The sequence below is a fragment of the Streptomyces sp. NPDC107522 genome, assembly GCF_055657525.1.
Genome location: NZ_JBVKAU010000002.1, coordinates 953,763 through 973,633 on the forward strand (window position 1 = coordinate 953,763; position 19,871 = coordinate 973,633).

At 71.5% G+C, this 19,871-nt stretch carries 22 protein-coding genes; 14 read left to right on the forward strand and 8 right to left on the reverse strand.

All coding sequences use genetic code 11. From position 1 onward, the window contains the following. Window positions 1-21 precede the first annotated feature (21 nt). A complete protein-coding gene (locus tag ACZ7L6_RS09550; protein ID WP_471921583.1) occupies window positions 22-810 on the forward strand; it encodes a phosphotransferase in 789 nt (262 codons plus the stop codon). Between the two features lie 22 nt (window positions 811-832). On the opposite strand, the gene ACZ7L6_RS09555 is transcribed toward ACZ7L6_RS09550, so the two are convergent. After that, complete coding sequence (locus tag ACZ7L6_RS09555) at window positions 833-1,363, reverse strand: hypothetical protein (RefSeq protein WP_471921585.1); 531 nt, start codon at window positions 1,361-1,363, stop codon at window positions 833-835. A gap of 188 nt (window positions 1,364-1,551) precedes the next feature. Between ACZ7L6_RS09555 and ACZ7L6_RS09560 the strand changes: the two genes are divergently transcribed. Next, window positions 1,552-2,319 (forward strand): ArsR/SmtB family transcription factor, encoded by a 768-nt coding sequence (locus ACZ7L6_RS09560; RefSeq protein WP_471921821.1) that lies wholly within the window; start codon window positions 1,552-1,554, stop codon window positions 2,317-2,319. A gap of 79 nt (window positions 2,320-2,398) precedes the next feature. On the opposite strand, the gene ACZ7L6_RS09565 is transcribed toward ACZ7L6_RS09560, so the two are convergent. Beyond that, complete coding sequence (locus ACZ7L6_RS09565; RefSeq protein ID WP_471921587.1) at window positions 2,399-2,839, reverse strand: SPW repeat protein; 441 nt, start codon at window positions 2,837-2,839, stop codon at window positions 2,399-2,401. A 237-nt stretch (window positions 2,840-3,076) separates the two neighbouring features. Here ACZ7L6_RS09565 and ACZ7L6_RS09570 point away from each other — a divergent pair, with 237 nt between their 5' ends. Continuing rightward, window positions 3,077-3,430, forward strand: a complete 354-nt coding sequence (locus tag ACZ7L6_RS09570) for a YciI family protein (RefSeq protein WP_433035696.1) — start codon at window positions 3,077-3,079, stop codon at window positions 3,428-3,430. Window positions 3,431-3,438: 8 nt separating this feature from the next. After that, on the forward strand, window positions 3,439-4,620 hold the full coding sequence (locus tag ACZ7L6_RS09575) for an RNA polymerase sigma factor (RefSeq protein WP_471921589.1): 1,182 nt from the start codon (window positions 3,439-3,441) through the stop codon (window positions 4,618-4,620). Window positions 4,621-4,661: 41 nt separating this feature from the next. On the opposite strand, the gene ACZ7L6_RS09580 is transcribed toward ACZ7L6_RS09575, so the two are convergent. Then, window positions 4,662-5,774: a substrate-binding domain-containing protein gene (locus tag ACZ7L6_RS09580; RefSeq protein ID WP_471921591.1), complete on the reverse strand. Its 1,113-nt coding sequence runs from the start codon at window positions 5,772-5,774 to the stop codon at window positions 4,662-4,664. Window positions 5,775-5,931: 157 nt separating this feature from the next. Here ACZ7L6_RS09580 and ACZ7L6_RS09585 point away from each other — a divergent pair, with 157 nt between their 5' ends. From ACZ7L6_RS09585 to ACZ7L6_RS09595, 3 genes are all read left to right on the forward strand, one after another. Continuing rightward, entirely contained in the window at window positions 5,932-6,375 is a 444-nt protein-coding gene (locus tag ACZ7L6_RS09585) for a MarR family winged helix-turn-helix transcriptional regulator (protein WP_471921593.1), read from the forward strand. A gap of 228 nt (window positions 6,376-6,603) precedes the next feature. Then, window positions 6,604-7,314: a chitinase gene (locus ACZ7L6_RS09590; protein WP_471921595.1), complete on the forward strand. Its 711-nt coding sequence runs from the start codon at window positions 6,604-6,606 to the stop codon at window positions 7,312-7,314. 23 nt (window positions 7,315-7,337) lie between these two features. After that, on the forward strand, window positions 7,338-7,883 hold the full coding sequence (locus ACZ7L6_RS09595) for a beta-galactosidase trimerization domain-containing protein (RefSeq protein WP_471921597.1): 546 nt from the start codon (window positions 7,338-7,340) through the stop codon (window positions 7,881-7,883). Between the two features lie 3 nt (window positions 7,884-7,886). On the opposite strand, the gene ACZ7L6_RS09600 is transcribed toward ACZ7L6_RS09595, so the two are convergent. After that, window positions 7,887-9,209 (reverse strand): cytochrome P450, encoded by a 1,323-nt coding sequence (locus ACZ7L6_RS09600; RefSeq protein WP_471921599.1) that lies wholly within the window; start codon window positions 9,207-9,209, stop codon window positions 7,887-7,889. A gap of 363 nt (window positions 9,210-9,572) precedes the next feature. On the opposite strand from ACZ7L6_RS09600, the gene ACZ7L6_RS09605 reads away from it, so the two are divergent. Beyond that, window positions 9,573-9,944, forward strand: coding sequence for a MarR family transcriptional regulator (locus ACZ7L6_RS09605; protein WP_471921601.1), 372 nt, complete (start codon window positions 9,573-9,575; stop codon window positions 9,942-9,944). Between the two features lie 446 nt (window positions 9,945-10,390). Next, window positions 10,391-10,822, forward strand: coding sequence for a tetratricopeptide repeat protein (locus ACZ7L6_RS09610; RefSeq protein WP_471921603.1), 432 nt, complete (start codon window positions 10,391-10,393; stop codon window positions 10,820-10,822). A 213-nt stretch (window positions 10,823-11,035) separates the two neighbouring features. Here the strand turns inward: ACZ7L6_RS09610 and ACZ7L6_RS09615 are convergent, their stop codons facing one another. Together ACZ7L6_RS09615 and ACZ7L6_RS09620 are read right to left on the reverse strand one after the other, a co-directional pair. Then, complete coding sequence (locus tag ACZ7L6_RS09615) at window positions 11,036-12,778, reverse strand: protein kinase domain-containing protein (RefSeq protein ID WP_471921823.1); 1,743 nt, start codon at window positions 12,776-12,778, stop codon at window positions 11,036-11,038. 317 nt (window positions 12,779-13,095) lie between these two features. Next, on the reverse strand, window positions 13,096-13,956 hold the full coding sequence (locus ACZ7L6_RS09620) for a UbiA family prenyltransferase (RefSeq protein WP_471921605.1): 861 nt from the start codon (window positions 13,954-13,956) through the stop codon (window positions 13,096-13,098). A gap of 121 nt (window positions 13,957-14,077) precedes the next feature. On the opposite strand from ACZ7L6_RS09620, the gene ACZ7L6_RS09625 reads away from it, so the two are divergent. From ACZ7L6_RS09625 to ACZ7L6_RS09640, 4 genes are read left to right on the forward strand one after another with little or no spacing between them, the layout of a single operon-like run. After that, the gene (locus tag ACZ7L6_RS09625; protein ID WP_471921825.1) at window positions 14,078-15,151 is read left to right on the forward strand and encodes a type III polyketide synthase; all 1,074 of its coding nucleotides are present in this window, start codon (window positions 14,078-14,080) and stop codon (window positions 15,149-15,151) included. Window positions 15,152-15,173: 22 nt separating this feature from the next. Continuing rightward, window positions 15,174-15,689 (forward strand): isoprenylcysteine carboxyl methyltransferase family protein, encoded by a 516-nt coding sequence (locus ACZ7L6_RS09630; RefSeq protein WP_471921827.1) that lies wholly within the window; start codon window positions 15,174-15,176, stop codon window positions 15,687-15,689. Further along, window positions 15,686-16,717 carry an NAD(P)/FAD-dependent oxidoreductase gene (locus ACZ7L6_RS09635; RefSeq protein WP_471921608.1) on the forward strand — a complete coding sequence of 344 codons (1,032 nt, stop codon included), beginning with the start codon at window positions 15,686-15,688 and terminating at the stop codon, window positions 16,715-16,717. The genes ACZ7L6_RS09630 and ACZ7L6_RS09635 overlap by 4 nt, the downstream gene beginning before the upstream one ends. A 56-nt stretch (window positions 16,718-16,773) precedes the next feature. After that, the gene (locus ACZ7L6_RS09640) at window positions 16,774-17,697 is read left to right on the forward strand and encodes an aldo/keto reductase (RefSeq protein ID WP_471921611.1); all 924 of its coding nucleotides are present in this window, start codon (window positions 16,774-16,776) and stop codon (window positions 17,695-17,697) included. Between the two features lie 22 nt (window positions 17,698-17,719). Here the strand turns inward: ACZ7L6_RS09640 and sph are convergent, their stop codons facing one another. Beyond that, window positions 17,720-18,706 (reverse strand): sphingomyelin phosphodiesterase, encoded by a 987-nt coding sequence (gene sph / locus ACZ7L6_RS09645; protein WP_471921613.1) that lies wholly within the window; start codon window positions 18,704-18,706, stop codon window positions 17,720-17,722. A gap of 111 nt (window positions 18,707-18,817) precedes the next feature. Further along, a complete protein-coding gene (locus tag ACZ7L6_RS09650; protein ID WP_471921615.1) occupies window positions 18,818-19,276 on the reverse strand; it encodes a pyridoxamine 5'-phosphate oxidase family protein in 459 nt (152 codons plus the stop codon). A 162-nt stretch (window positions 19,277-19,438) separates the two neighbouring features. Between ACZ7L6_RS09650 and ACZ7L6_RS09655 the strand changes: the two genes are divergently transcribed. Next, window positions 19,439-19,825: a VOC family protein gene (locus tag ACZ7L6_RS09655; protein ID WP_471921617.1), complete on the forward strand. Its 387-nt coding sequence runs from the start codon at window positions 19,439-19,441 to the stop codon at window positions 19,823-19,825. Window positions 19,826-19,871: the final 46 nt, after the last annotated feature.

Sequence of the window (19,871 nt, forward strand, 5' to 3'; positions counted from 1 at the left end):
CGTGGCGGGGAACGGGCATGCTTGGCGAGTGGTTTTGGCTCGGGATCGTCCTGGTCGGCGGAGGTGTGGATGGAGGAGCGGGTGCTCGGTGGCGGAGCGGTCAACGAGGTCGTGCGGGTCGGGACGACCGTCCGATGTGCGCCGCACGAACGTTCAGGACATGTGCGGGAGTTGCTCGCGTTCTTCGAGGCGCGAGGCTGGGAAGGTGCCCCGCGGTACATCGGGACGGACGAGCGGGGGCGGGAGGTGTTCGGATACCTCGAGGGGCGGGCCGCGCTCACTCCTCGCGAGCGGGCGGCGGCGCGCACCGATGCGGGGCTCGTGCGCGTCGCTCAACTCGTGCGCGCTTTCCACGACATGACACACGGCACCTCCCTCGCCGGCGACCAGGACGTCGTATGCCACAACGACCTGGCTCCGAAGAACACGGTCTATGCGCTGGACGGCGCCGAGTGGTGGCCGACCGCCTTCATCGACTGGGACCTCGCCGCGCCCGGCGAGCGTGTCCACGACCTCGCCCATGTGTGCTGGCAGTACCTGGATCTGGGGCCGGCCGTCACGGATGTGCTCGAGGCGGCCCGGCGGATCGCGCTCGTCTGCGACGCGTACGGGCCGGGCGGCGGCGGTGAAGGGATCGTCGACGTGGTCCTGTGGTGGCAGGACCGCTGCTGGAGGGGGATCGAGGCCGGTGCGGCGCGCGGTGAGCCCGGCATGGTCGGGCTGCGGGAACGCGGGGCCGTCGAGGAGGTGCGGGACGCCTACGCATGGGTCGCCGAACACCGGCGCGAGCTGGGGATGTTCCTGGCCTGACGCCCTGCGAAGGGCGGTGGCGTCAGCGCGTGGGCGCCGGCGTGTCGTCGACCCATGAAGTCAGCTGACCGTCCGGCCGCAGGGTGACGTGCAGCCCGTTGTTCTCGCCGTGTGCGGCGCGGCCGTTCGCGACGAGTGTGTCCAGCCGTACGCCCTTCGCCAGGATGTCGGCCTCGTGGTGCTCGGCGGTGAGCCGGTGGAGATGCGCCGTCGTCACGCCGTCCGCCAGCGTCGCCGTGGCGACCAGCACGCGCTGGACCACGGGCTCGGGCTCCGGGCGGGGTTCGGCCCGCTCGACCGAGGACGTCACCTCGCCGTCCGGGTGGAGCGTGATGTGCAGCCCGTTGTTCAGGCCGCGCGCGGCCCTGCCCTCCGCGTACAGGGTGCCGTGTGCGGTGCCCTTGGCCCAGATCTCCGCCTCGTAGCGCTTCTTGCCGATCTTGTAGACCTGCGCCTGGCTGACGTCGTCCGCGAGTTGCACCGTCTTCACGTGGACACGCTTGATGACTGCGGCGGCGAGGGCGGTGGTGCGCAGGGTGCGGGGAGCACGCATCGGCGAGTCGTTCCTTCGGTGGGGTTCGTTCCTGCGCGTTCGACGCTACGGACCGTCCATGAAGGAGGCCCATACGTCGTGTAACAGCTGATCGATGTATATGGCTCGAAGCGGACAAACGAGGGCCGATTGACATGCAGGTACTTACCTGCATAACTTTGAGTGTGCGATCAGAGAGCGACCCCGGAATGGACAAGGTCTTCAAGGCGCTGGCCGACGAGACGCGCAGGCGGCTCCTGGACCGGCTGCACGAGCACAACGGGCAGACGCTGGGCGAGCTGTGCGCGCGCATCGACATGGCGCGCCAGTCGGTGACCCAGCATCTGGCCGTCCTGGAGGCCGCCAACCTGGTCAGCACGGTGCGGCGGGGGCGGGAGAAGCTGCACTACCTCAATCCGGTCCCGCTCCACGAGATCCAGGAGCGGTGGATCGACAAGTTCGAGCGCCCGCGGCTGCGCGTGCTCGGGGCAGTGAAACGACGAGCCGAGGAAGCCATGACCGACAAGCCCACGTTCGTGTACGTCACCTACATCGAGAGCACGCCCGAGAAGGTCTGGGACGCGCTCACCGACGCCGACCTGACCGCCGCCTACTGGGGACACAGCAACGTCTCGGACTGGCGGCCGGGTTCCCGCTGGGAACACGTGCGTACGGACGGCTCGGGCGTCGCCGACGTGGTCGGCACCGTTGTGGAGAGCGAGCGTCCGACCCGCCTGGTCACCACCTGGGCGGCGCCGGACGAGGAGCGGCAGGAGGACAAGTACTCCCGGGTCACCTTCGACATCGAGCAGCACGCCGACATCGTCCGGCTGACCGTGACCCACGAGGACCTGCCGGACGAGAGTGCGCACGCCGACGTGTCGTCCGGCTGGCCCGCGGTGCTGTCCAACCTCAAGTCGCTCCTGGAGACCGGCCACGTCCTGCCGCAGGAGCCGTGGCTGATGCCGGCCCGCTGAAGGGGCTGCCGTGGGAGGGCGCGAGAAGGCCGGTCCGCGGGCGCGGACCGGCCGGCATGGCTTCCTCTCGGGTGTACTTCTACGGCCTTGGGGCGCTCTTCGCGGCCGTACCGGCGCACATCGCCCCGAGTATCACGGCCAGCGCGCCGATGATGATGTTGTTGACGACGACGCCCGCGTCAGGGCTGTCGCCGACGATCCACGGCGCGATGATCATCCATACGCCCATCGCGCAGAAGGCCCAGCTGAGGCCGTACATGCGCTCCGGGGCCCGGGTGAACCCGAGGGCCAGCAGGCCGATCGCGATCCCCACGATCAGGTTGTGGGTCACGAGCGGCGGCTGGCTGGTCGTGTAGTGGAGTATCCAGGGGGACACCGCACAGTACAGACCGAGCAGGAACACCGGTCCGTCCACGAGCGCCACGTCACGACCGCCGAGCATGCGGTCGTAGCGCTGCCGCATTTCGGATACATCGGGGTGAGCGGTTATGTCACCTCTGGTGGGCTGCACATTGGCCATGACTCGTCTCCTTTGACTCGCAGGCCTGACCGCGTCTGGTGCGGTATGCGGTAAGCGCCGCCTAGGCACATTCTGCGCTTATTTCTTCTTTATGTGTAGAGCTCGACGGGTTCATGACGATGTAAGCGGAGCCGCTCTCCGGAAGTTTCTCCGGTGCCCGCGTGCGGGGTGTCGATCCGGGGGCGGGCCGTTCGTGTAGGAGGTGAGAGACCACGACGAAGGTCCGAGGAGGCCGTCATGAAGTACTACCTGCTCAATGTGATGCAGCCCGTCGGGGAACCGCCCGCCCCGGACGTCCTCGGTGAGATCGAGAAGAGGCTCGACGCCCTCAACCGCGAGCTGCGCGAGGCGGGCGCCTGGGTCTTCGCCGGGGGACTGCACGGCCCGGAGTCCTCCACCGTGCTCCGGCCCCGGGACGGCGACGTCCTGGTCACGGACGGGCCGTACGCCGAGGGCAAGGAGATGCTGGGCGGCATCAGCCTGATCAAGGCACCCGACCTGGACGCCGCACTCGAATGGGGCCGCAAGCTGGCCCTGGCGACCACCCTGCCGATCGAGGTGCGGCCGTTCATGGGCGAAGCCGAGGACTGATGGCGGCCATGGACGTCGAAGACGTCTTCCGTGCGGAGTACGGCCGCGCGGTCGCCGTCCTCGTCCGCTTCCTCGGCGACATCGACCTCGCCGAGGAAGCGGTCCAGGACGCCTTCACCACGGCCGTGCGGAGCTGGCCGGAGACCGGCGTGCCGCCGAGCCCGGCCGGGTGGATCATCACCACCGCCCGCAACCGGGCGATCGACCGGCTGCGCCGCGAGGCCAAGCGGGACGAACGCCAGGCCCAGGCGGCCCTGCTGCACGCCCCCGACGCACCGTCCGAGGAGGGCCCCGTGCGCGACGACCGGCTCCGGCTCATCTTCACCTGCTGCCATCCGGCCCTCGCCGTGCAGGCGCGGGTCGCCCTGACCCTGCGCCTGCTCGGCGGGCTCACCACCGCCCAGATCGCGCGTGCCTTCCTGGTGCCCGAGCCGACCATGGCCCAGCGACTCGTACGGGCCAAGGCGAAGATCCGCAACGCCGGGATCCCGTACCGGGTGCCCCGCGACGCCGACCTGCCCGACCGGCTCACGGGGGTGCTGGCCGTCGTCTACCTGATCTTCAACCAGGGGTACGAGGGTGAGGCGGGCCTGTGCGAGGAGGCCGTGCGCCTCGGACGCCTGTTGGCCGAGCTCATGCCGGACGAACCCGAGGTCACCGGCCTGCTGGCGCTGATGCTGCTGGTCCAGTCGCGCCGGGACGCCCGCCACGGCGAGCACGGCGAGTTCGTGCCGTTGCCCGAGCAGGACCGCGACCGGTGGGACGGGCAGCTGATCGCCGAGGGGCAGGAGCTCGTCCGGCGGTGTCTGCGCCGCAACCGGCCGGGGCCGTACCAGATCCAGGCCGCCATCCAGGCCGTGCACAGCGACGCGCCGACCGCCGACGCCACCGACTGGGAGCAGATCCTGCAGCTGTACGACCAGCTCATGGCCATCGCCCCCAGCCCTGTCGTGGCGCTGAACCGGGCGGTCGCCGTCGCCGAGGCGAAGGGCCCGGGGCCGGCCCTGGACCTCGTGGACGCCCTGGACCTCGACCGCTACCACGTCTTCCACGCCGTGCGAGCCGACCTCCTGCGCCGGCTCGGACAGGACACGGAGGCAGTACGGGCGTACCGGGCGGCCATCGCCCTCACCGAAAGCCCGGCGGAGCGCGGCTTCCTGCAGCGGCGCATGGAGACCCTCACACGCTGAGCGCTTTGCGGACGTGGCCACGGGGTGTGGCCGGGTGCGGGTCAGGAGCGGGCGGTGTCGAGGCCGAGCTGGGTGAGGACGTCGAAGTCCATGCCGTCCGCCTGGGCGAGGTAGATGCGCTGCTTGACATGGCCGCCCCTGAGCCGCAGCAGTCCGCGCGGTCCTTCGTACGACACCGAGTCCGCCGCCGCGCCGATGGCGGCGACGTCCAGTGTCCGGGCCCGGGCGATGAGCGCGGCGAGCAACAGCACACCCTCGTAACACGATTCGCCCAGACTCCCGGGCGCCGGCGCCTGGATGCCGTACCGCCCGGCGTACCGGCTGTGGAAGTCGAGGGTGTCCTGGTTGGCGAGCGAGGCGAAGAAGCCGGCGGTGCTGTACAGGTCGGCGGTGGCCGTGGGCCCGCTGGCCATCAGCATGTTCTCGTCCATGAGCGTGCTCAGGCGCAGACAGCGCTCGTCGAGTCCGGCGGCGGCGAAGGCCCGGTTGAAGCGGACGGCGTCGTTGCCCACCAGGAGCATCAGGACGGCGTCCGCCTCCGACTGCTCGATCCGCCGCAGCACCCCGTCGAAGTCGTGGGTGCCCAGCGGCAGATACGCCTGCCCGCAGACGACGCCCCCGCACTCGCGGGCGTACGCGCACGCGGCCCGCGCTGTGCGCCGCGGCCAGACGTAGTCGTTGCCGACGACGAACCACCGGCGCACCCTGCGCTCGCCGGCCAGCAGCCGCATCGCGGGCCGCAGTTGGTCGTCGGGTGTCTCGCCGGCCAGGAAGACACCCGCGGTGCGCTCCCCGCCCTCGTACAGCGCCGTGTACACGTACGGCACCCGGTGCGCGATGCGCGGGGCGAGCACCTGGCGGACGGAGGAGATGTGCCAGCCGGTGACGCCCTGCACGACGCCCAGCTCCACCAGCGCCGCGACCCGGTCGGCGATCTCGCGGGGCTCGCCGCCGCCGTCCACCGGCAGCAGCCGCAGCTCCTTGCCGAGCACGCCGCCCGCATGGTTGACCTCCTCCGCGGCGAGCTGTGCGCACAGCTCGCAGGCCGGGCCGAAGATGCCCGCGGCGCCCTGCATGGGGAACACTAGCGCGACGCTGAGCACGGAGTCGTCGACGGTGAACCAGTCGAGCGGAGAGGGGTCGAGCTGGAACATGCGGTCATGATTCCGGGTCCGTACGGTGAACTCCAGCCCGTCTCGCGGTCCGGGCGGTGGGGAAGTCGTGGACGCCTTTGTCCTTCGGTGACACGGCGACGATCGTTCGGTGAAGCGGCACTTGTACGATGACGGCACCCAGGGACCGAGGAGCAGGATGCCCACGCCACCTCCGCGTCAGCCCCAGGATCTGATGCAGCTGCTGACACGCGCCGAACGACTGGCCGCGCGCAGGCTGCAAGGTGTCCTCGACGAGCACGGCTGCTCGCTCGACGCCTGGCGGGTGCTCGCCCAACTCGCCGATGGCGAGGGCCACTCCATGACGGCGGTCGCCGAAGCGGCCTTCCTGCCACCGGCGACGCTCACCAAGCTGGTCGACCACCTCGTCGACCGGAACCTCGTGCACCGGCGCGTCGATCCGCGGGACCGGCGTCGTGTCCTCGCCTTTCTCACGCCGCGCGGGGAGACCTACTGGCGGCGGGTCGACCGCGAGGTCCGTGCCGAGTGGCCGGTGCTGAGCGACGGCGACGACCAACTGCTGCGCGCGCTGCTGGAGAGGACGATCGGGGCGCTCGAAGGTACGGCGAGGACCGCCACCTGATCGCCCGTCCGACTCCTCCTTGCCTGGACTCAACTCGTTCGAAATCCCGGTCAAGTTGACTGGTCTACACCCTTGACTGGTACAGACCAACGCGGTTGAGTGTGCCTCCACACCCCCCACCACGGCCGCCCCCACGCCGTGGCCGGCTTCGTCGGCGCGTGCGCACAAGGCTCTGCTTCGCCCTGCCCTTGCCCGGGAGCGGCCGTGCTCCGCAGAGGAGTTGATCCTGTGTCGAGGCGCCGCATAGCCGCAGTACTGTCCTCACTCGCCCTGGGCAGCGCCGCCCTGGTGCTCCAGCCGGCACCGAGCGCGTCCGCCGCCGGTTTCGTCGTCAGCGAGTCGCAGTTCAACCAGATGTTCCCGAACCGGAATTCGTTCTACACGTACAGCGGCCTCACCGCCGCCCTCAGCGCCTACCCCGGCTTCGCCAACACCGGCAGCGACACGGTGAAGAAGCAGGAGGCGGCCGCCTTCCTCGCCAACGTCAACCACGAGACCGGCGGCCTGGTCCACATCGTCGAGCAGAACCAGGCCAACTACCCGCACTACTGCGACTGGAGCAGGCCGTACGGCTGCCCGGCCGGTCAAGCCGCCTACTACGGACGCGGCCCCATCCAGCTCAGCTGGAACTTCAACTACAAGGCGGCCGGTGACGCACTCGGCATCGACCTGCTCAACAACCCCTGGCGGGTCCAGAACGAAGCGGCCGTCGCCTGGAAGACCGGCCTGTGGTACTGGAACACCCAGACCGGCCCCGGCACCATGACCCCCCACAACGCCATGGTCAACACCGCCGGCTTCGGCCAGACCATCCGCAGCATCAACGGCTCCCTCGAGTGTGACGGCAAGAACCCGGCCCAGGTGCAGAGCCGCGTGGACGCGTACAAGCGGTTCACCTCGATCCTCGGGGTCTCCCCGGGCGGCAACCTCTACTGCTGACGGCGGTGCGCCCGCGGAGTGCCGTGCTCCGCGGGCGTCCGCACGTCGCTCTGGTGCTGGCCGACGTGGCGGGGGTGACGTACGACGAATTCAGCGACCTCGCCGGCGACGTCCCGGTGCGTGCGTCGGCGGGCGGTCCGCTCGACCTGCCGGAGGACGGTACGGCGACGGCGACGCACTGGATCGAGTGCCTGAACGTCGTCGACGCCGAGGTGCTCGCCGAGTACGACCACCCGCATTTCGGCCGCTGGGCCGCCGTCACCACCCGACGCCACGGGGCGGGCCGCGTCACCTGCGTCGGCACCGTGCCCGGCCGCACGCTCGCCCGCCCACTGGCGGCATGGCCGGCACCCACCGCCCGCCACGGCTGGGGTGACCTTCCCGCGTCCGTGACCGTGACCACCGGCACCTCGGCCGACGGCCGCCGTGTCCACGTCGTCCACAACTGGAGCTGGGAGCCGGTCCGTGTCGTCGCCCCGGTGGATCTGACCGACATCCTGGGCGACGACGGGATCCCGGCGGGCTCCGAGGTGGAACTGGACGCATGGGACGTACGCGTGTTCGCGTGACGGCTACCGCCGTTCCACTGCCACCTTCAGCGGCGCCCTGAAGGACAACAGCCCGAGCATCGGTGGCTCCGCCGCTTCCGCTGCGGGCAGGACCTCCGGGAGGGCGTGGGCCGCCGCCCGCAGGGCCACCGCTGCCTCCGTGCGTGCCAGGGACGCGCCCGGACAGCGGTGGCGGCCCACGCCGAAGGCCAGGTGGTGGCGGATGTTCTCGCGGTGCGGGCACATCCGTTCCGGATGCGGGAAGACCTCCGGGTCGGATCCGCTGCCCATCAGCATCAGCAGCAGCTGAGCGCCCTCCGCCAGCCGCACACCGCCCAGCTCCGTGGCCCGGCCGGTGACCCTGCGCCAGGTAGTCACGGGCGGCTCGCGCCGCAGGGTCTCTTCCACCCAGGCCTCGGCCAGGCCCGCTTCCCCGGCCGCGCGTGGCCATGTGCCGGGCTCGGTCAGCGCCCGGCGCAGCACCGTGGCGATGAGCTGCCCGGTGGTGGACTGCCCGGCGATGAAGACGAAGAAGCACGCGCCGACCGCGGTCTCGACGTCCAGCGGCCTGCCGTCGGGCAGGCGGTGGCGGGTGAGTGCCCCGATGAACGAGTCGGCAGGGGCCGTGCCGCCGCGCACGGTCTCGGTGAGCCACTGGTGGAAAGCCGCGACGGGCTCTGCCAGCTCCAGTTGCCGTTCGAGTGTCGGTCTGCCCCAGAACAGCTCCAGTGACGCGTCGCTCCAGCGGATGAGCGTGTCCGGGTCGACGCCCCGGATGCCGAGGAGCTCCATCAGCACCCTGCACGGCAGGACCTGGGCGTACGCGGTGAACAGGTCGCAACCGCCGGTCGAGTCGAGCCGCGACCGCACCCCGTCGAGCAGTTCACCGGCGATGCGCTCGATCACCGGTACGGCGGCTTCGACACGCCGTGCGTTGAAGAACCGGGTGACCACGCGGCGCAGGCCGGCATGGCTCGGGCTGCCGTTGTTCGCGAGCGCGGGCGGAAGGGTGAAGCCGGCCCGGACGAGGATGCGCAACACCGGGACGGGCAGCGGGGTGACGGCGTCCTGGGCGTTGTCCGGAAGGAAGACATCCGGGTCAAGCAGTACCTGGCGTACGTCCTCGTGCCGGCTGACCAGCCACAGTCCCGTGACGGGGTCGTGGTGCACGGGAGACTCGGACCGCAGGAGGTCCAGCCACGGGTAGGGGTTACGGACGAAGGAATCGCCGAACAGGTCGAGCAGTCCGAGCGGATCACGGGCGTCGGCAGGTCCGGGGCCGGCCGCGGGACCGCCCCTTGTCGCTGCACTGCCGGGTGCGAGTGTGTCCAGAGCCGGGAAAATCACTGCCGGACGCTAACACGCGCCAGATCGCAGCCCCGGGCCTGTGTGCGCGGCATCACTCGGTCACTTGCCGGATCCCCGCGGACAGGCATCACCGGCGACGTCTTGCACGAGCCGACGTGGTGGTCCTGCTGGGCACCGGCTTGCCGTACAAACGGCTTCCTGGCGCAGGCGTGCAGTTCGCCGACCGCGGACGCCAGGTGATTTCGATGTCGGGAGGCGGGGGACTCGGCGTGCTGATGGGTGGGCGGCTGTGGGCTGCTCACGGTGAAGGTGCACGACCTGCCGCCGCACATCTCGGCCGGGCAGGTGTAGGAGTTCGCCTTCGCAGCGGACCGGATCGTGCTCGACGGAGGCGTCGGGAAGATGCTCGACATGGCGCAGTCGAACCTGTCGGCTGCCGACTTGGCGGGGCTGGTTCAGCTGACGGATGTGCCCGAGGGGCGGCAGCGTTATCAGGATCTGGCCGGGAGCTGGAGTGGGAGACAAGCCATGTCCCATCACATCGCGCGGATGGCCGGCCAGGGGCCGGTGGTGCGCGAGGAGTGCCTGGAGGACGCCCCGGGCGCCTTCGTGGTGATCACGGATGCGGGGCGGGCGGCAATCGAGGCGGCCGCTCCGCTCCATGTTGAGGCGGTGCGTTCGCTGTTCCTCGACCATGTCACTTCCGCGGAGCTGCGGACGCTCGGCGAGATCTCCGAGCGCGTGGTCACCAAGCTGGACGAAGATCAGTCCTGAGTCGGCGTCCCCGGTCGCCGCGCGGATGGCTGGAGGCGGCCTCACCGGACCGGCTCACATGGCCGGGCCGAGAGCCACGGCCTGGCGGCGCAGACCACCACGAGGATGACGGGTGCCATGGCGTTCCCCCGGGTGTCGGGGGTGGTGCAGGCGCTGGCTCTGGCGTGGAATGCCGTAGCGCCGATCATCGTTATTGCCGAAGCCGACGGCGGCCGCGATGCCCGCACGAGGAGTTCGCCAAGAGTCGGCCGACCGGCGTCCCGATGCCCAGGCACACGTCCCTGCTCGCCATCCGAGGGACCGAGCGCGCTCACTCCGCCGAATCGGCGGCATGACGCCTCGAGAGAGCGGAGCGCGGCCGGGGCGGGCGTGCAGCGGTGGCTGTGGTCAGGCTTCGGGGGCCTGGGCCGGCGGTTGCCCACCCGAGCAGGGAGGAACGAGGAACGATGACCGACAGCTTCAACGACTACCCGGCGAGCGACGGAGTCGCCCCCGACCGCTGGGCGAGCGCCCTGCACCTGTTCGACAACGGCGTCGGCGTGCCGCACGAGGAGACCACCCTCGAGCGCTGGGAGAGGGCTCAACTGCTCTTCGAAGCCAGGGACTACATCGGTGCCGCGAAGCTGCTCGCCGACGTCACCGAGGAGGTCCCGGAGCAGACGGGACCCAGGCTGCTGCTGGCCCGCGCCTATTACCACTCCGCGCAACTGCGACGCGCCGAGGAACAGTTGCGCAAGGTCGTCGAGCGCGACCCGGTGGAGCACTACGCCCACCTGATGCTGGGCCGCACCCTGGAACGCCAGGGGCGCCATGAGGAGGCGGCACCTTGGCTGCGTATGGCCGCCGCCTTCACGGGCGAGTTTCCGGCGGACACCTGAGCGGTCGCAGGCAGGGAACGGCCGAGGGGCGGACCACTGGTCGACCTGCGGCCCGCCCCTCGGGGATCCGGCCCGTGGCCGACTGGGGCAGGGGCACGATCTTGCACGCGCGGCTCGCGTCGAGCGCGGCGGCGGCCGCCGTGAGGCCGTAGGTACTTGAGATCAGCCCGCGAAGGTCGGCACGGGGGCGCACTCCGAGGCGGGCCGGGGACGTCAGTCGGTGCTGCGCAGGGAGGACCAGGTCGCGTGGTCCACGATGCCGTCGGCGTCCAGCCCCTTGCTGTGCTGAAAGCGCCGGACCGCGGACTCCGTTCCGGGGCCGAACTCTCCGTCGACGCCGGTGCTGCCCACGCTGTAGCCGCGCTTTGTCAGCATGCACTGCACCTGCAGTACGCGTTTGCCGCTGTCGCCCTGTTGCGTGCGCCCGTTGCCGGCGTAGTGGGTGCAGTCGGAGATCCAGGGCGGGGTCGCGGGTTCGGTGGGCGGACTGCTCGGGGACGCAGACGCGTCGACGGGAGCGCTGGGCCCGACACCAGGAGAGGAGGGATCGCTCTGTTGACCGGCGCCGGGGGAGCCGGAGACACCGGGGCGCGAGGCGTCGCTGTCGGTGGGGCGCGAGGCGTCGCTCTCCGGTAACGCGGCGCCGTCGACGCTCTTGCCGGGCCCGGACGTCCTGCTCGAGGCCCCGGGCATCGGCGGGGCGGCGGCACCGCCGGGAAGGGTGGCACCGGTGGTCGCGCCGGCCTCCGGGGAGAGGGCGGTGGCAGGGACGTCCTGACGCGTGAGGAGAAGGACACCCGTGGCCACCGCGCAGACGGTGATGCCCGCGGCGACGGCCAGCATCGGGCGCTTCCCTGCCCACGGACGGCCTCCTCCCGCACGCGACGGCCCGGCCGGAGTGCCGGCGGCAGGACCTGCCCCCTCCGCCGGTGGTCCGGAGTCGGGCGAAGCGGAATGGCTCGCCGGATCGGTCGGGAGCGACGGCACCGCCTTCGGCCGATCGTCCGGGGAGATCGAGTGGGCCTTGCCTTCGACGGGGAGGCGGCGCAGCGCCTCGTACGCCTGCTGTCGAGCCAGCACGCTGCCGCGCAGCGGCTCGGGCCAGAGAGTCGTCCCGGCGTGTGCCCCGGCCGCGTCGATCAGATCCTGCGGAAAGGGCCGCCGCTCGGGCTCCTTGGCCAGGCAGGCTGACAGCAGTGAGCCGAGCGCCGCGTCAGCCGCCGAGATCTCACCGAGCAGCTGGGCATTCGGTTCCTCGAACGCCACGCGGTGCATGACGTCGACACCGGTGCCGTCGCCGAACGGAGCACGCCCCGTCGCGGCGTAGACCAGCGTCCCGGCCAGGGAGAAGATGTCCGACGCCGTGTCGCATGTGCCCGTCCTCAGATGTTCCGGCGACATGTAGGCCGGGGTTCCGACCCGGTTGCCGGTGCCGGTGAGTGCGCTCGCGTCCACGGCCTTCGAAAGGCCGAAGTCGATGACGTACGTGCCCCCGACGGACAGCAGGACGTTGGACGGCTTCAGATCCCGGTGGACGATCCCCGCGGCGGCGAGGCCGGCGAGCGCCCGCCCCAGGTCCGCCACCAGGCGCCAGACCGCGGCGGTCTCGAGGGCGCCTTCCTGGCGTACGGCGTCCGCCAGATCGAGTCCCGGTATGTACTCGGTGGCCATCCACAGCAGTTCGTCCTGGAAGCCCGTGCCGCACAGACTCGGCGTGTGCGGTGTGCGGACCTGTTCGTGCACCGACGCCTCACGTTCGAACCGGCGCCGGAAGTCGGGATTCTCCGCGTACTCGGGCCTGATCACCTTCGCGGCGACCGGATCGGGGCCGCCGTCGGCGGGACGTGCGAGATAGACCCGTCCCATGCCACCGCTGCCCAGCAGCGCCAGCGGCACGTAAGGGCCGATGCGGGCCGGGTCGCCCACGCGCAGGGGAGAAGCACCGGTCTGCCGCAGCACGGCAGCCTCACTCGTCGCTGAGTCCGGTGTAACCGGCCGCTGTTCTGACACGGCTCTCCCGAAGTGACTTTCGACGTACGTCAGTTCGCTCGCAAGGGAAGACGAGGCTAACCCAGCCCGGGCGTGGGTTCAGGCATCATTTCGGTCGGCGCGTCTCGCGGGATGGCTCAATGCCGCCGTCCTGCCCGGCACACGTCGACGATGCGAGACACGCCTGCGGTGCGCGCCGCAGGTGCCCCGTGACTTCCTGCGCCCATGTCCCCGGCACGCTCCGACGGGCGCAGGCCGTACCCGTCCCAGTGCCCGGGTGCGGCTCAGGCCATGCCCGAGCCCCGCAGCAGGAGCTGAGCCACAGCAATGCCGGCCACCGCGATCGCCGCCCGGAACGGCCACCGGCTCCGGGCCCCCGACGGCAACGCCGTACCCGCGACCGCGACACTCCCGGCCGCGGCCGCCAGTACCCAGTCCGAGCCTCTCGCCGGCCCCGGCGGACCGGCGGCGACCACGCCCACGGCCGCCAGCATGACGAAGGGGGCCACCCACCGGCAGGCCGGGCGGCCCAACCGCTGCGGCAGCCCGCGGACTCCGGTCGCGAGATCGTCCTCGATGTCAGGAAGGACGTTCGCCACGTGCGCCCCCACGCCCAGCAACGCGCCCGCCGTCAGCGCCCACCAGGCGGGCCAGGACGGCGTCGGCAGACCGAGGGTGACGAAGGCCGGAAGCGAGCCGAAACCCACGGCATAGGGCAGCGGTGAGAGCACCGTGTGCTTCAACCGCAGGTTGTAGACCCAGCCGGCGGCCACCCCCGCCAGGTGTGCCGCTCCTGCGGCGACGCCGCTCAGCAGCGACAGCGGCACGCACACTCCCAGGGCCGTTCCCGCCGCGAGAGCCGCCGTCCGGGGCGTGAGTTCGCCGGTGGCCACCGGCTTGTCGGGGCGCCCGCATGCCGTGTCACGCTGCGCGTCGAGCGCGTCGTTGCACCAGCCGACCGACAGCTGACCGGCCAGCACGGCCCCGGCCACCGCCGCGGCCCCTGCCGCACCGCGGCCCGCCGTCACGGCCAGGGTGGTCACGAACACCGTCACGGCGAGAGCGGGCTCCGGATGGCAGGAGCGCAGCAGCACCGGCAGGCGGTGGCTCGTACGAGAGAGAACCCCAGACGGGTGGAGAGACACGTGTGCAAGGTAGTCGGGTGCCCGAGGCGAGGAAGGCATGAACGACATGCGTGTCCCCGTGATCGTCGATCATCCCCCTGCTCGGCCCACTGCGCGGCGCCGGACGCCCCTGCCCCCGGCGGTGACCACGATCACCGCCGTCCGCACCGCGCTGCCGCCGCACCGATACACCCAGGACGACCTCACCGAGCCGATCGGCGACCTGTGCCTGCCCCCGGGGGCGGATCGCGCCGTGCTGCGCCGCCTGCACGCGTCCGCCGGTGTGCGCACGCGTCACCTCGCCCTGCCGATCGAGCGGTACGCCGCTCTCGGCGACTTCGGCCAGAGCAACGACGCCTGGATGGCGGTGGGCCTCGAACTGGCCGAGGAGGCCCTCACCGCCGCGCTGACGGAGGCGGGGCTCCGACCGGCCGATGTCGACCTCCTGGTGTGCACCTCGATCACCGGGGTCGCCGCCCCGTCGCTCGACGCCAGGCTGGCCGGGCGCATCGGACTGCGGCCCGACGTCAAACGGCTTCCGGTGTTCGGCCTGGGCTGCGTGGCGGGCGCCGCCGGCCTCGCCCGGGTGCATGACTACCTGTGCGGGCATCCCGAGGACACCGCTGTGCTGCTCACCGTCGAACTGTGCTCGCTGACGCTGCAGAAGCGCGACGACTCCCGCGCCAACCTCGTGGCCGGCGCCCTGTTCGGTGACGGTGCGGCAGTGCTCGTCGCACGTGGCAGCGGCAGTCGCGGCGGCAGGAGCGGGCCGCACGCAATCGGGCCCTCGGTGGTCGCCACCCGCAGCCGCCTCTACCCGGACACCGAACGGCTCCTGGGGTGGGACATCACCGGGAGCGGCTTCCGCGTCGTGATCGACGCCGGTGTTCCCGCCATCGTGCGGGACCACTTCGGCCGGCACGTGCGGGCCTTCCTGGCCGAACACGGCCTCACCACCGACGACATCGGGACCTGGCTGTGCCATCCGGGAGGCCCGAGGGTCCTCACCGCCGTGACCGACTCCCTCGGCCTGCCCGGCGACGCCCTGGACTCCGCGTGGCGCTCGCTGGCGACGGCGGGGAACATGTCCTCCGTCTCCGTACTGCACGTCCTGCGGAACACGTGGGATTCCCGTCGGCCCGAGTCCGGTACATGGGGGCTCCTCATGGCGATGGGCCCCGGATTCTGTTCCGAACTCGTCCTGCTGCGCTGGTGAGTGGGTGGCCCTCATGTTCCCCATGCCGTGGTACACGCTGCTCGTCCTGGCCGTCGCCGCCGAACGCCTCGCCGAACTCGCCGTCGCCCGGCGCAACGCGGCCTGGACACTCGCCCGCGCCGGTGTGGAGCACGGCCGTGGCCACTACCCGGTCATGGTCGTCCTGCACACCGGCCTGCTCCTGTGCTGTCTGCTCGAACCCGTCCTCGCCGACCGGCCGTTCCTGCCCGCACTGGGCTGGCCCATGCTGGCGCTCGCCGCAGCGGCCCAGGCCCTGCGCTGGTGGTGCATCACCACACTCGGACCGTACTGGAACACCCGGGTCATCGTCGTTCCGGGAGCGCGCCTGGTCGGTAATGGTCCCTACCGCTTCCTGCGCCACCCCAACTACCTGGCGGTCGTCGTGGAGATCGCCGCCCTGCCCCTGGTGCACTCCGCCTGGCTGACCGCCACGGCGTTCACCCTCGCCAACGCGGTGCTCCTCACGATCCGCGTCCGCTGCGAGAACGCGGCCCTCACCCGGGCGGCGACCGCGTGAGCCGCTGCCACGACCTCCTGATCGTCGGAGGCGGGCCCGCCGGCCTGGCGACCGCCCTGTACGCCGCGCGCGCCGGCCTCGACACCGTCATCGCCGAGCCCCGCCCCGCGCCGGTCGACAAGGCGTGCGGTGAGGGGCTGATGCCCGGCGCCGTCCGCGCCCTCACCGCCCTCGGCCTGGAGATCCCGGGCCACCCCCTCACCGGCATCCGTTACATCCAGGGGCCCCGACGGGTCCAGGCCGCGTTCCGCCACGGGCCCGGACTCGGCGCGCGCCGCACCCACCTGCACAGCGCCCTGCACCGGGCCGTCCTGGACGCGGGGGTGCCGGTACTACCCCTGCGGGTGCGGGAAGTACGGCAGGACACCTCGAGCGTGACCGTCCCCGGCACGGGCCTGCGCGCCCGGTGGCTGGTCGCCGCGGACGGCCTGCACTCACCCGTGCGCCGCAGCCTCGGCCTCGGGGCGAAGACCCGCGGGACACCCCGATACGGGATGCGCCGGCACTACGCGGTGGCCCCATGGTCGCCTTACGTCGAGGTGTACTGGGGAGCGCACGCGGAGGCGTACGTCACCCCGCTCGGCCCCGCACTCATCGGCGTCGCCCTGCTGACGGCCCGGCGAGCCCCGTTCACCACCCAGCTCGAGAGCTTCCCCGACCTGGCGGCCCGCCTCCCTCCGGAAGCCGCCGCCACCGCCGTACGAGGCGCCGGACCCCTGCGCCAGCGGGCCCGCACCCGCGCCCACGGACGCGTCCTGCTCGTCGGCGACGCCGCCGGATACATCGACGCGCTGACCGGCGAGGGCGTTTCCCTCGCCCTCGCCGGCGCCGAGGCGCTGATCGGCAACGTGTGCCGCGGCACGCCGAGCCGCTACGAGACCGACTGGAGACGAGCGACCCGCTCCCACCGTCTCCTGACGGAGCTCCTGGTCAGGGCCCGTCAGCAGCCCGCACTCGCCGCACACATCGTGCCCACGGCCGCACGCCTGCCACGCCTTTTCGCGGCGGCGGTGAACGCACTGGCATGAGAGCGTCGGCACCGCCACGGGCGGCAACTACCGCTGACGACCATGCGTCCCGCGACATGTGCGAGACTCCGCCGATGACCTCCGCAACGATCACCGCGGACGCCGCGGGAAGCCGGAAGCTCGGCGACCTGCCCGTCAACCGTGTCGGCTTCGGCGCGATGCGGCTGACGGGCAGTGCCGCCTTCCACCACGGGACCCCGAGCGACCGCGACCGCTCGACAGCCGTACTGCACAAGGCGATCGAACTCGGCGTGAACCACATCGACACGGCCGCCTTCTACTTCTCCGCCCTGCGCTCGGCCAACGAACTCATCAACAGCGCGCTGGCGCCGTACGCGGACGACCTGGTCATCGCCACGAAGGTCGGCCCCTACCGCGACCACGACGGGCAGTGGGGCGCCTCGGCCCGCCCCGACCAACTGCGCGGCCACGTCGAGGAGAACCTGCGCCAACTCGGCCGGGACCACCTGGACGTCGTCTATCTGCGCCGCATGCGGCAGGACTCCATCGCCGAGCACTTCGGCGCACTGGCCGAACTGCGCGAGGCGGGCCTGATCCGGCACCTCGGCATCTCCGCCGTGGAGCCACGGCATCTCGCCGAGGCGCAGGCCGTCGCGCCCGTGGTGTGCGTGCAGAACCGGTACGCGCTCGACCGGCCCGACCCCGAGGCCGACGAACTCCTGCGCCTGTGCGGCGAGCAGGGCATCGCCTTCGTGCCGTTCTACGCCGTGGCCGGCGAGGCCGGCGAACGGGGCGCGACCACCGCCCACGACGAGGAGGTACTCGCGGTCGCCCGGGCGCACGGCGCGAGCCCCACCCAGGTCCGTATCGCCTGGACCCTGCACCAGGGTCCGCACGTCCTCGCCATCCCCGGCACCGGCAACCCCGACCACCTCGTCGAGAACGTGGCCGCGGGCGCGCTCCGCCTCACCGACGACGAGCTGGCCCGGCTCGACGCGGCCCGTCGGCAGACCGGTTGAGCCGGAGCCTTCGCCCGGCTGCTCAGCCGGCGTACCCGGTCACCGGATAGTGGTCCGAGAGGTTCGTGTACGTGTAGTCCCTGCCCCAGCTCGTCACCGTCCAGGGCGCGCTCTCCTCCTTGACGACCTCGTTCTTCCACACCGCCGGACGAACGTGACCCGCTCGGTGCAGGACGTAGTCCAGGTCCTCGCGGGGGTCGTCGGGGTAGCGGTCGTGGGCGATGGAGTTGTCCTGCGTGTCGAAGGAGTACGGATGCCCGGTGCGCGCGTCGGCGCCCACCAGCCCCCCGTCGGTGAGCATCGAGGCGTACTCGGGCGTACGCGAGTCGACGTTCAGGTCGCCGGCGACCAGGACCTGCTCGCTCGCCGGGATGTTCTTGGCGTCCAGGAACGCGTCGATCGCCTTGAACTGCCGGCTGCGCATCGCGGCGGCCTCACCGGCGTCACAGCCCGGATCCGTCGACTGCGCGTGCGTGCCGACGACGTGGACCTTGGTGCCGTTCACGTTCAACACGACGTACGCGAAGCCCTTGTTGGACCACCAGTCCGCCCCGCACGCGTCCTTGTACACGTACTGCTCCTTGCGCAGCACCGGCCACTTGCTGAGGACCGTGACCCCGCCGTCCTCGGGCGTCGTCGCCGAGTACGCACCGCCCGTCGCATCCCAGCCGTCCTTGGTCCGCCCCACCACCGGCGTCTGGTACGGGTACTCGCCCGCCACCGCGGACTTCAGCGCGTCCGACGACGAGTTGTCGAACGCCTCCTGCACCACCACGACGTCGTTCCCCCGGAAGAAGGGCGCCTTCGCGATCTCCGCGCCCCGGTGGTCCTGGCCCCAGTTCGGGTAGAGCGTCCTGCTGAAGAGAAACACGTTGTACGACAGCACCCGCAGCGGCGGTGCCTGGTCGGCGGCCGCGGCAGTGGGTGCCGCACCCGCGAGCCCGGTCGTGGCGAGCGCGAGGGCGAGCACGGCTGCGCCCGGGGTGCGGCGCGGTGCTGAGAGCGTCACTGGATCTCCCTGAGGGTGAGGGGCTGAGTGGCGCCGCACATCAAACCACCACAGATTACTCTCAGGTAACTCCCGTGCAGGGAAAGAATGTCCGGCAGCGGTACACCGGGATCAGACCACCCATACGCCCTCGCGCATGAGATGCCGGCCGGGCATCTCGTGCTCCCCGTTCCGCGCCTGCACCGTGCGCGGACGTACCCGGAAATAGACGTACGGGGCCTCGTCCGCCCGGGGATCCCAGCCGGTCTTCGCGAGGAACGCCTCGGCCGCCGCTGCCGGTACCTCGTCGGCGCCGTACATCTCGGCCCGGCCGTCGATGAGGACGACGTCCAGGGTGTCCCCGAGCGCCAGCCGAGTCCGCCTGCCGTCCCGGAGGTTGCGGCCGGTCGCGGTGGTCGGCCGGGTCGCGAGCCACACGGAATCGCCGTCCCAGAGGAACCAGAGCGGGACCAGGCACGGCAGCCCGCCGGCGTCGGCCGTGGCCACCCAGATGTCCATCTCCTTCTCCAGGCGGGCCAGGAGATCGCGCTTGCGCTGTCCGGGGCTGCGGGGCTGCTCGGTGATCTTCATGGCCGGGACGGTATCGGGAGCGCCGACGGTGCGGATCGGGCCTGGGCCCGGTCTCGGGTGCGGCCCGAGTCCTAGGACCAGGCGCCTCTGTCGGAGGCGACTGGCGCCGGTGAAGTTTTACGTATAACCTCTCCGGTCAATCGCACCTCCCGGAAGGCCCCGATGAGACGCATCGCCCTGGTCACCCTCGTCGTCGACGACTACGACGAGGCGATCCGCTTCTACACCGAAGCCCTCGGCTTCCGGCTCGTCGAGGACACCCCGCGCCCGGACGGCTCCCGCTGGGTCGTCGTTCAGCCCGGCGACGAGGGCACCTCGCTGCTGCTGGCCCGGGCCAACGGCGACGAGCAGCGGGCCCGGGTCGGCGACCAGACCGGCGGGCGTGTCGGGTTCTTCCTGCACACCGACGACTTCGCCCGCGACCACGCCCGCATGCTCGCCGCGGGCGTGACCTTCCTGGAGGAGCCCCGACACGAGCCGTACGGCTCGGTCGCCGTCTTCCAGGACCTGTACGGCAACCGCTGGGACCTGCTCCAGCCCGCCGGCTGAACCTCCGCCCGTCGCTCGAATCGCCCCGCTCGAAGAAAGACCACGG

Coding starts and splice junctions, on each gene's coding strand:
- ACZ7L6_RS09605 (WP_471921601.1), top strand. CDS start 9,573: ATGCTCGACATGGCGCAGTCGAACCTGTCGGCTGCCGACTTGGCGGGG.
- ACZ7L6_RS09560 (WP_471921821.1), top strand. CDS start 1,552: ATGGACAAGGTCTTCAAGGCGCTGGCCGACGAGACGCGCAGGCGGCTC.
- ACZ7L6_RS09630 (WP_471921827.1), top strand. CDS start 15,174: ATGCCGTGGTACACGCTGCTCGTCCTGGCCGTCGCCGCCGAACGCCTC.
- ACZ7L6_RS09555 (WP_471921585.1), bottom strand. CDS start 1,363: ATGCGTGCTCCCCGCACCCTGCGCACCACCGCCCTCGCCGCCGCAGTC.
- ACZ7L6_RS09650 (WP_471921615.1), bottom strand. CDS start 19,276: ATGAAGATCACCGAGCAGCCCCGCAGCCCCGGACAGCGCAAGCGCGAT.
- ACZ7L6_RS09570 (WP_433035696.1), top strand. CDS start 3,077: ATGAAGTACTACCTGCTCAATGTGATGCAGCCCGTCGGGGAACCGCCC.
- ACZ7L6_RS09565 (WP_471921587.1), bottom strand. CDS start 2,839: ATGGCCAATGTGCAGCCCACCAGAGGTGACATAACCGCTCACCCCGAT.
- ACZ7L6_RS09575 (WP_471921589.1), top strand. CDS start 3,439: ATGGACGTCGAAGACGTCTTCCGTGCGGAGTACGGCCGCGCGGTCGCC.
- ACZ7L6_RS09610 (WP_471921603.1), top strand. CDS start 10,391: ATGACCGACAGCTTCAACGACTACCCGGCGAGCGACGGAGTCGCCCCC.
- ACZ7L6_RS09655 (WP_471921617.1), top strand. CDS start 19,439: ATGAGACGCATCGCCCTGGTCACCCTCGTCGTCGACGACTACGACGAG.
- ACZ7L6_RS09580 (WP_471921591.1), bottom strand. CDS start 5,774: ATGTTCCAGCTCGACCCCTCTCCGCTCGACTGGTTCACCGTCGACGAC.
- ACZ7L6_RS09585 (WP_471921593.1), top strand. CDS start 5,932: ATGCCCACGCCACCTCCGCGTCAGCCCCAGGATCTGATGCAGCTGCTG.
- ACZ7L6_RS09640 (WP_471921611.1), top strand. CDS start 16,774: ATGTGCGAGACTCCGCCGATGACCTCCGCAACGATCACCGCGGACGCC.